The organism is Streptomyces sp. NBC_01477 (assembly GCF_036227245.1).
Taxonomy (GTDB): Bacteria; Actinomycetota; Actinomycetes; order Streptomycetales; family Streptomycetaceae; genus Actinacidiphila.
This window is the reverse complement of the sequence record NZ_CP109445.1, coordinates 1,069,082-1,077,671: the sequence shown is the minus strand read 5'-3', so window position 1 is coordinate 1,077,671 and position 8,590 is coordinate 1,069,082. Positions and strand designations below refer to the sequence as shown.

Annotated in this window: 8 protein-coding genes; 4 read left to right on the top strand and 4 right to left on the bottom strand. The window is 73.3% G+C overall.

Translation table 11 applies throughout. The features are described 5' to 3' along the window. Positions 1–211 precede the first annotated feature (211 nt). The 3 genes from OHA86_RS04255 to OHA86_RS04245 form a co-directional block, all read right to left on the bottom strand. Complete coding sequence (locus OHA86_RS04255) at positions 212–430, bottom strand: MbtH family protein (protein WP_329172611.1); 219 nt, start codon at positions 428–430, stop codon at positions 212–214. A gap of 700 nt (positions 431–1,130) precedes the next feature. Further along, positions 1,131–2,060, bottom strand: a complete 930-nt coding sequence (locus OHA86_RS04250) for an MFS transporter (protein ID WP_329172609.1) — start codon at positions 2,058–2,060, stop codon at positions 1,131–1,133. Positions 2,061–2,114: 54 nt separating this feature from the next. Beyond that, positions 2,115–2,879, bottom strand: coding sequence for a hypothetical protein (locus OHA86_RS04245; protein ID WP_329172608.1), 765 nt, complete (start codon positions 2,877–2,879; stop codon positions 2,115–2,117). 337 nt (positions 2,880–3,216) lie between these two features. Here OHA86_RS04245 and lanL point away from each other — a divergent pair, with 337 nt between their 5' ends. The 3 genes from lanL (at position 3,217) to OHA86_RS04230 (ending at position 7,333) form a co-directional block, all read left to right on the top strand. Next, the gene (gene lanL, locus OHA86_RS04240) at positions 3,217–5,835 is read left to right on the top strand and encodes a class IV lanthionine synthetase LanL (RefSeq protein ID WP_329172606.1); all 2,619 of its coding nucleotides are present in this window, start codon (positions 3,217–3,219) and stop codon (positions 5,833–5,835) included. Positions 5,836–5,901: 66 nt separating this feature from the next. Further along, the gene (locus tag OHA86_RS04235; protein WP_329172604.1) at positions 5,902–6,042 is read left to right on the top strand and encodes a hypothetical protein; all 141 of its coding nucleotides are present in this window, start codon (positions 5,902–5,904) and stop codon (positions 6,040–6,042) included. Positions 6,043–6,115: 73 nt separating this feature from the next. Continuing rightward, complete coding sequence (locus OHA86_RS04230; protein WP_329172602.1) at positions 6,116–7,333, top strand: lanthionine synthetase C family protein; 1,218 nt, start codon at positions 6,116–6,118, stop codon at positions 7,331–7,333. A gap of 120 nt (positions 7,334–7,453) precedes the next feature. On the opposite strand, the gene OHA86_RS04225 is transcribed toward OHA86_RS04230, so the two are convergent. Next, positions 7,454–7,846 (bottom strand): TraR/DksA family transcriptional regulator, encoded by a 393-nt coding sequence (locus OHA86_RS04225; protein WP_329172600.1) that lies wholly within the window; start codon positions 7,844–7,846, stop codon positions 7,454–7,456. Between the two features lie 112 nt (positions 7,847–7,958). Here OHA86_RS04225 and OHA86_RS04220 point away from each other — a divergent pair, with 112 nt between their 5' ends. Next, entirely contained in the window at positions 7,959–8,543 is a 585-nt protein-coding gene (locus OHA86_RS04220; RefSeq protein ID WP_329172598.1) for an NADAR family protein, read from the top strand. Positions 8,544–8,590: the final 47 nt, after the last annotated feature.

Sequence of the window (8,590 nt, the reverse complement as noted above, 5' to 3'; positions counted from 1 at the left end):
TGCGTCGATGGCAGCCTGACGCAAAGGAAAAGAAAGGTGCGCGCCCAGGCGTCGGCAGCCCGTGTGATGTCTCCAGCGGGTACGGTCGGCCCGTTGGAGCAATCACGCGGACCTGCTCGCCGCCAGGGGGGCGACGCGTCTATGGGATATGTGGGGGGTGGAGCGCCCGGGGACTCGCCGGCCGGGCGCTTTCGGACAGCCGGGGCCCCGTCTAGCGGGCGTCGGCCTCCATTGCCCGGGCCAGACTGGCGGGGCGCATATCGGTCCACGCGTTGTCGATCGCGTCCAGGCACTCCTGGCGCGAACGCTCAGGTCCGTCGGTGCGCCAACCGCCTGGAATGTCGATATGGGCCGGCCACAACGAGCGCTGCTCCTCGTCGTTCACCAGCACCACGAATGTGCCGGACTCGTCGTCGAAAGGATTAGCCACAACTCCACCTGTTCTCGTCGGCGACGTTTCATCTCATTACCGGTCCTATAAGGAACCGAATCCGCTGCGGAGTGAACCTCTCCGCGGTCACGCCAGACTACATGAGGCGTCATGGCGTGTCCGAAAGTCGGCGAACCGGTCGGGCGGTGGCCGGTTCAATGCGGGTTGCCGGCCGCGGGGCGGGATCTCTTTGATTCAAACCGGAAAGTGCGGGTAAGTAGGGGCCGCCGGGGGTGGACAAAGTTTCGAATAGGGCGTGGACCTGCGCATGACCGCAGGGTATTCGAACATTCCGTCGCGAACGAATATGTGTACGGATTAAGCTTTGGCCATGACCTGACGTACAGTCAGGGCTGGTCGGCGTCCTTGAGTCCGTCGGCGGTTTTCCGCCTCCTCGAAATGGCCAATCCGGCGTCCGAAAACGGTTCACCCGTGGAATGCGTCATTCGGCAAGGGCGGGTGGCATAGTCCTGTGGACGTATGTTCCATTATCTCGGGAATTTGCACGTCAGGGCGTCGCGCCGGGCGGTCGCCGGCGGGAAGGGTTCGGCGGCCGGTGCCTCCTCCGGCCCCCGAGGGTCCCCGCGGTCCCGTACGGCCCCTGCACGGAACCCATGCCGCCAGACCCTTCCTGTCGCCGCCCAGGACAGGAAATACGCTGTTGGGCGTACACGCGTGCGGACGTCCGTAGGCGGTGCGATCACTCGTGCTCGTACCACCGGCTCGCCGGGCGCCGGCCCGGGTCCGCGCCGCTGCCGCCGGCACTGAGGCCGCCGGGGCGATTGGACCAGGTCAGGGCTGCTGTCGCGGTCAGGGCGAGGAGGGGGACGGTGAAGCCGGCTCGCGGGCCGCCCGGGCCGTCGACGAGCCGGCCGACCGCGGCGGCGGAGACGGCGATGCCCGCCGCGCTCGCGGAGTTCGTCCAGGTGAAGGCCTGGGTCAGGACCGAGCGGTCCATGACCGACTCGACAAGCGTCGAGGAGACGATGATGCACGGAGCGACGCCCGCCCCGGGGAGCAGCAGGGCCAGGCCCAGCTGCCAGGGGGTGCCCGCCAACAGCGGCAGCAGCGATGCGCAGGCCAGGAAGGCCAGGATCAAGGGCAGTTGGGCCGCGGGCGGCGTCCGCCGGCGGTGTCGCCCGTAGGCCAGACCGGCCAGCAGGCTCGCCGCGCTCTTCAGCCCGTACAGGAATCCGGCCGCCGGGGCGGCGTGGTGAACCTCGGCGAAGGCGCTCACCGAGACCTGCATCGAGCCGAAGAAGACGCCCAGGGCCAGGTTGACCGCCAGCAGGGTGGCGAAACTCCGGCTCAGCAGAGTCCCCGGGCGGCGGGCGGCCTTACGATCCGCGGCGGGCGTCGCCGCGCCCGTCGCGACGGGCGCCGGGGCCGTACGGCCGAGCGCCGCGAAGGCCAGTCCGGCGCCGACCACGAGCGCCCCCGCCAGCACCGTACCCGCGGCCGGGTGCAGCCGGGTCGCCGCCAGCACCGCGAGGGCGGGGCCGAGGAGGAAGGCGACCTCGTTGCTGACCGCTTCGAGCGCGAGCGTACCCGCACGCGCTGTAGCCCGCCCGAGCCGGAACGTCGCCCCTGCCCAGCAGCCGGATGCGAAGCCGGCCCAGAGGTTCGGCACGCCCGGATCAGCCCGGCGCGGAGCGCGTGGACCTTCACGGAAGGACGGTACGCGTCACCGAGTGGACGGGTCGGCCAGGGCGTCGGGGGTGCGCAGGAGGCGGAGGAAGGCCTTGATGCCGCTGATGACCTCCTGGTTGTCGGTCAGACGGCTCACCGTCGACTCGAACTGGCGGCCCAGGGCGGCGATCCTGCGGTCGGTGTCGTCCGCGCGGGCGTAGGTGGCGGTGGTCAGGGCGTCGATGGTCCGGCGGATCTCGGCCAGGGCCTGGTACTGCTCCTCCGCCTTCTCCTCCAGGACCTTGCCGCCCGCGTCGACCTTGTCCACCAGGGAACGCAGCTCAAGGACGTCGTCACGGGGGAAGCTGACGTCCTTGAGCAGCGTGCTCAGGCGACCGCGGAGCTGCGCGAAGTAGGCGCCGACCGGGCGGAAGACGGTGCTCAGCAGGAAGAAACCGGCGAGCCAGTAGCCCGCGGACTTCCCGGTCAGCACCGCGGCGCCCGCCGTCAGGGCCGCCGTGGCGAGGTGTCCCGCCACCGCCGCGCGCAGCATCAGCCGGGCGATACGGGCCGCCTCGGCGTCGCGGCTCTCCGCGATGTCGAGCCCCTTGTCGCGGCTGGTCGCGATCTCGGCCAGCACGGTGTTCGCGCGGAAGTGGAGATTCCACGGCACCGTCAGCAGGAGCAGCAGCCACACCAGGGTGAGGGTGCCGGCCGCCGCGACCAGGATCGCGTCCAGCGGCGCGCCGAGAGCGTAGACGAGGGCGAGGCCGCCCGCGGTGACGCCGAGCGCCAGCACCGTCCCGACGAATCTGCCCATGCCGTCCCCTCATCGCGCCGACCGGCCGGTGCGCCCGGCCGACCCCATCGTCCCGCCGGCTCCCCGCCCGTCGCATGAGTACGGCTACTCAGTCCGGCCCCCGGGCACACCGGATGGCGTGAACAGCCCTGTCCCTGGGATCACTTACGCACCAGGCCGTGGCCGAGAACAGCCCGTATCCCCCATGGCGGCGTCTTTTCGGTAAAGCGCCTCCGAACACCTGATCCCATGCCACTCTGATCGGGTGACTCCGAGCTATCGAGCGATCGCCGAGCGAGTTCTGGGGGATGCGGCCGTTGCGGCCGACTGGCGGGTTCAGGAGCACGAGACCTGGTGCATGGTCACACCGTCGCGGCATGTGCGCCGGGAGCAGGGCTGGAAGCTCCATCTGTCCGCGGCTCCGGCTTCCGCGTGCGAGCTGCTGGAGTCCGCTGCCCGGGTGCTCGCGCTGAACACCTGCGCGTTCAAGTTCGCCGTCACCCCTCGGGTCGCCGCCGAGATGAACTCGGTGCGGGCCGTACGCGGGCAGTCGGGCAAGTTCCTCACCGCGTACCCCGCGGACGACGACCAGTTACGGCTGCTCGCCGGGCAACTGCACGAGGCGACGCTCGGGTTGGGCGGCCCCGCCATCCTCTCCGACCGGCGGTACCGGCCGGACAGCGCGGTCTACTACCGCTACGGCTGTTTCGCCAGGCCGCGCGAGCTGAACGACGAGGGCTTCTACGAGGGGCAGTTGCGCGCCCCCGACGGCACGCTCGTGCCGGACCAGCGGAACCCGTGGTTCTCACCGCCCGCGTGGGCCCGGCTGCCGTTCGATCCGCCCGCGCCGGCCCCGGCCCGCCGACCCGGCAGCCCGGTGCGTATCGCCGACCGGTATCTGGTGCGGGAGGCCATCCGGCACTCCAACCGGGGCGGGGTCTACCGGGCCCGCGACGAACACACCGGCGACGACGTCCTGTTGAAGGAGGCCCGGCCGTACGTCGGTGCCGAGCCGAGCGGGCGGGACGCCAGGGACTGGCTCCGCCACGAGGCCGACGTCCTGGCCCTGCTCGCACCCCGGCAAATCACCCCCGCCGTGCGCGACGTCGTCGAAGCCGCGGGGCACGTCTTCCTGGTCGAGGACCTGATCGACGGCGACAGCCTCCAGCAGTGGGCCGCCGACCGCGCGGCGCGGGCCGACGGCGGGATCCCGGTCGACGTCGCGCGGCGGCTGGCGGGTCAACTCGCCCGGCTGATCGGCGAGGTGCACGCGGCCGGGTTCGTCCTGCGCGACTTCAAGCCGAGCAACGTGATGCTGGCGGCCGACGAGACGCCCGTCCTTGTCGACATGGAGTGCGCCGTCCGCCCGGGCGAACCCGCACCGGTGGTCGGCACCCGGGGCTTCACCGCCCCCGAATACCTGCGCGCCGCCGAACCCGGCCGCGGGCCCGAGCCTCCGGCACCCGGTCCGGAGGCGGACTGCTACAGCCTGGGTGCCACCCTTCTGTACGTCACCGCCGGCATCAACCCGGTCCTCACCCCCGACCTGCCGGCCGCCAGGACGGACAGCGAGCGGGTCGCGGCGATCGTCCACGCCGCCATGCCGGCCTTCCCCGCGCTGCGCGCGCTCGCGCCCCTGGTCCTGGGCCTCACCGCGGATCGCGCCTCCCGCTGGTCGCTGGCAGCAGCCGACGCGTTCCTCCGTACGCGGCCCGCACCCGCCCCGGGCGCACCGCCGCCGTCCCGCACCGCGAGCGGCGAGACCGACGTACCGCCGTCGTCCCGCACCCCGGTCGGCGAGGCCGGCGCGCCGGCCGCCGACCGGCTGCTCACCGACGGCCTGGCCCACCTCGCCGGGACGATCGACCCGGCGGGCGCGTACCTGTGGGACCGGCCGCGGTCCTTGCCCCAAGGCGACGCGTGCAACGTCCAGATGGGCGCGGCCGGCATCCTGGCCGTACTGGACCGGGCCGTACGCTGCGGCCACAGCTCGGCCGAGCCGACGCTGCGCACCGCCGCACGATGGCTGGACGAGCGGCTGACCCGGCCGAGCCGCGTCCTGCCCGGCCTGTACTTCGGCCGTTCCGGTACGGCGTGGGCCCTGCACAGCGCGGCCCGCACCCTCGGCGACGAGGCGCTGGCGGGGCGCGCGACCGAGTACGCGCTGCGTATTCCGCTCGACTGGCACAACCCCGATATCTGCCACGGCCTCGCCGGCGCCGGGACCGCGCAGCTGCACCTGTGGCACGCGACCGGCGACGAGCGCTTCGCCGCGCGGGCGGCGCGGTGCGCGGACTCGGTGGTCCGGCTGACCGCGCAGGCGAAGGGCGGGGTGGACTGGCCGCTCGGGCCGGAGCACCGGTCGGAGCTGGCCGGCTGCGGCTCGTACGGATTCGGCCACGGGGTCGCCGGGCAGGCCGCCTTCCTGCTCGCCGCAGGGCGCGACCTGGACCGGCCCGACCTGATCGAGATCGCCGTGGGCGCCGGGCACGCGCTCTGCGCCGTCGCCGAGCGGCGGGGCGACTCGGCCCTCTGGCCCAAGGGGCCGGGCCGCACCGAGCGCACCGGTCTGAACTTCTGGTGCAACGGCGCCTCGGGTATCGGCACCTGCCTCGTCCGGCTCTGGCAGCTGACCGGGGTCGGGGAATTCCGCGAGTTCGCCGAGCGTGCGGCGGTCGCCGTGCACCAGGACCGCTGGCGGCTCGGCCCGGGGAACTGCCACGGCGTGTCCGGCAACGCGGAGTTGCTGCTCGACCTCGCGGACGCGACCGGCGAGGAGCGGTACCGCCGATGGGCGGGGGAGAGCGCCACCGCCCTCCTCGTCAGAGCGGCCCGCAGGCAGGGGCGGCTGGTGGTGCCGGACGACACCCTGCGCGACATCTGCGCGAGCTATCACGTCGGCTACGCCGGCGTACTGGACTTTCTGCTGCGCCTCAGACACGGCGGCAGCCGTTCGTGGCTGGTCGACACCCGTTGACCGGCCCTGATGCCGCCGGCACCAGGAGAAGAACACCGAGAAGCACACCCGAAGGGAGACAGCACCATGGAGTCCCAGGTACTGGAACTGCAGGAACTGCCCGAAACGGACGAGCAGCTGCTGGAGCCGATGATGTGTTGCGACACCGGCCACCACAGCTTCGAGGACACCGACCTGTGCGCCGTTCCGTCCGGTGACGGCCGGTAGTGATACGCCGGGCTTGTGCGGGCGTGGTTCGCCGCGTCCGCACAAGCCCTCTCGTACGGGGACGGTGCCGAGGTTGACAGCGCCGCAGTGGGCCTGCGTCCTGCCCGAGGACGCCAGAGCGGCGGCGCTGCGTACGGTGGCCGCCCTGGTCGGGCGGCCGGGCACCGCCCCCCGCGCGGTCCCGCCCGACCTGGCGGCAGGCGGCGCGGGCCTCGCCCTGGCCTTCCACCAGCTGGACCGCTGCCTGCCGGGGCAGGGCTGGGACGTACCGGCCGGCGGCTATCTCGCCGCCGCGCTGCGCGGCGCCGGGCGACCCGGGGCGGTGCGCACCGCGGGCCTCTACCGGGGCCTCGGCGGGCTGGCTTTCGCCGCCCGTACGGTGGCGGCCGACGAGGGTGTGCTCGCGGTGCTGGACCGCGGCATCGAGGACGCGGCGACCGCGGGGGCGCGCGGGCTGGGCGGCGGTACGCACGGCGTGGCCGCCCGGGTCTTCGATGTGATCTCCGGGCTGACCGGCACCGGCGCCTACCTGCTGTGCCGAGCCGCGGAACCAGGCGCGGCGGCGGCACTGAGCGATGTGCTCGGCGCGCTGGTGGCGCTGTGCGGTGAGCGGGCCGGAGTGCCGCACTGGCACACGCCGGCCGCGGCCCTGAGCGGCGACGCACTGCCGAGGCTCTATCCCGGCGGCGCTCTCAACTGCGGTTTCTCCCACGGCATCGCAGGCCCGCTGGCACTGCTCGCGCTGGCCCTCGGCGCCGGCGTCTCCGTCCCGGGGCAGCGGGAAGCCGTGGAATGGGCGGCCGGCTGGCTGCTCGCCCAGCGTGCGGACGACGGCTTCGGCCCCGACTGGCCGCGGCTGGTCGCCCTGCCCGACCGGTCGGCCACCCCCGCCGCGGACAGTTCGTGGTGCTACGGCAGCCCCGGGATCGCCCGGTCCCTGTGGCTGGCGGGCGTGGCGCTCGACGACCGGTCGCTGCGGGACGTCGCGGCCGGTACGGTCACGGCCGCGCTGCGGCGGCCGCTGGCCCGGCACCGGACCCACCCGGAGGCCGGCCTGTGCCACGGTGTGGCCGGTCTGCTCCAGATCACGCTGCGGTTCGCGCACGACACCGGCGACCCCTTCTTCGCGACGGCCGCGGTCGAACTGACCGGCCAGCTGGTGGAGTTGGCCGGGCCGAACCGGCTCCGGGACCCCGGCTTCCTGACCGGCGCGGCGGGTACGGCGCTCGCCCTGCTGGCCGCCGCGACCAGCGTCCCGCCGACCTGGGACCGCATGCTGCTGCTGGCCTGAGACGCCGGGCGGGGGCCGCGGGGCCGCCAGCCGGGGCGGCCGTGGGGACCTTCGCCGCGCGGAAAGGCAGCCGACCGCCGACCCGAGCCGGTGCGGCAATTCCCCGCAGATATGACCAGGTCAGCGCGTGCGGGACGCGGCGGCGCACCGGACGCAGGTGGTGGCCGCCGGGAGCACGTCGAGGCGTTCCTGCGGGATCGGCTCGCCGCAGACCTCGCACCGGCCGTACCCGCCCCGGTCGAGCCGCTCCAGCGCGAGGTCCAGAGCGACCAGGTGGTCCCGCGCCTGCCCCAGCAGGGCGCCGATGTGTGCCCGCTCGAAGGCGGTGCTCGACCCCTCGGGATCATGCTCGTCATCGACCGCGACCAGGGAGTTCGCCTCGACGATTCCGTCGTATTCCCGGCTCAGCGCCGCGATCTGCGCACTCGTGGCGTCGCGGGCGTCCGCCAGGCGTTCACGGGTGGCGTCATCGTCCGCGGAGGACACGGGGGCATCATGGTGCGAATCGTTCATTACCGCCACAACACCGGCGTCCGCGTCCCCATTCCGGGAGACGGACGGACCAGCGGACCGGGCCGGGAAAACCCTTCGGCCGGTGTCGGTGGCGGCTGCGAGGATTCCTGCCATGGAGACGACCGACACGGTTCAGGCCCGCACGCGGGAAGACCTCGCGGCGCTCATCGCCGCCGGAGCGCCGGCGAAGTGGCTGCTGTTCTGGGGACACCGGCCGCAGCGGGACGGCTCGATCGGCCCGGGCGTGCTCAGCCAGTGGTGGCCTTCGTCGTTCACCGTGGACGGTGTGACGTACGGCAGCGCGGAGCACTGGATGATGGCGGGCAAGGCCCGGCTGTTCGGCGATGACGCCTCGCTCGCGGCGGTGCTCGGCGCCCGCACCCCTGCCGAGGCCAAGAATCTCGGGCGGCTGGTCCGCGGTTTCGATGACGCACGATGGGCTGCCGCCCGCTTCGATCTGGTCGTCGCGGGCAATGTCGCGAAGTTCGGGCAGGACGCGGCCCTGCGCGCGTACCTGCTCGGCACGGGCAGGCGGATCCTGGTCGAGGCCAGCCCGCGCGACCGGCTGTGGGGCATCGGGCTCGCCGCCTCCGACGACCGCGCCACCGATCCCGCCCGCTGGCGCGGCGAGAACCTGCTCGGCTTCGCCCTGATGGAGGCCCGCGCCCGACTGGCCGACGAGGACAAGTCCCGCTGAGCGCAGCCCCGTTGCCGCTCGGGCGGGCAGCTCGGCGGAGGGGAGCA

Bases quoted from the DNA above. Each gene is read 5' to 3' on its own strand.
- OHA86_RS04245 (WP_329172608.1), bottom strand. From the start codon at position 2,879: ATGGGCAGATTCGTCGGGACGGTGCTGGCGCTCGGCGTCACCGCGGGC.
- lanL (WP_329172606.1), top strand. From the start codon at position 3,217: ATGGTCACACCGTCGCGGCATGTGCGCCGGGAGCAGGGCTGGAAGCTC.
- OHA86_RS04235 (WP_329172604.1), top strand. From the start codon at position 5,902: ATGGAGTCCCAGGTACTGGAACTGCAGGAACTGCCCGAAACGGACGAG.
- OHA86_RS04225 (WP_329172600.1), bottom strand. From the start codon at position 7,846: ATGAACGATTCGCACCATGATGCCCCCGTGTCCTCCGCGGACGATGAC.
- OHA86_RS04220 (WP_329172598.1), top strand. From the start codon at position 7,959: ATGGAGACGACCGACACGGTTCAGGCCCGCACGCGGGAAGACCTCGCG.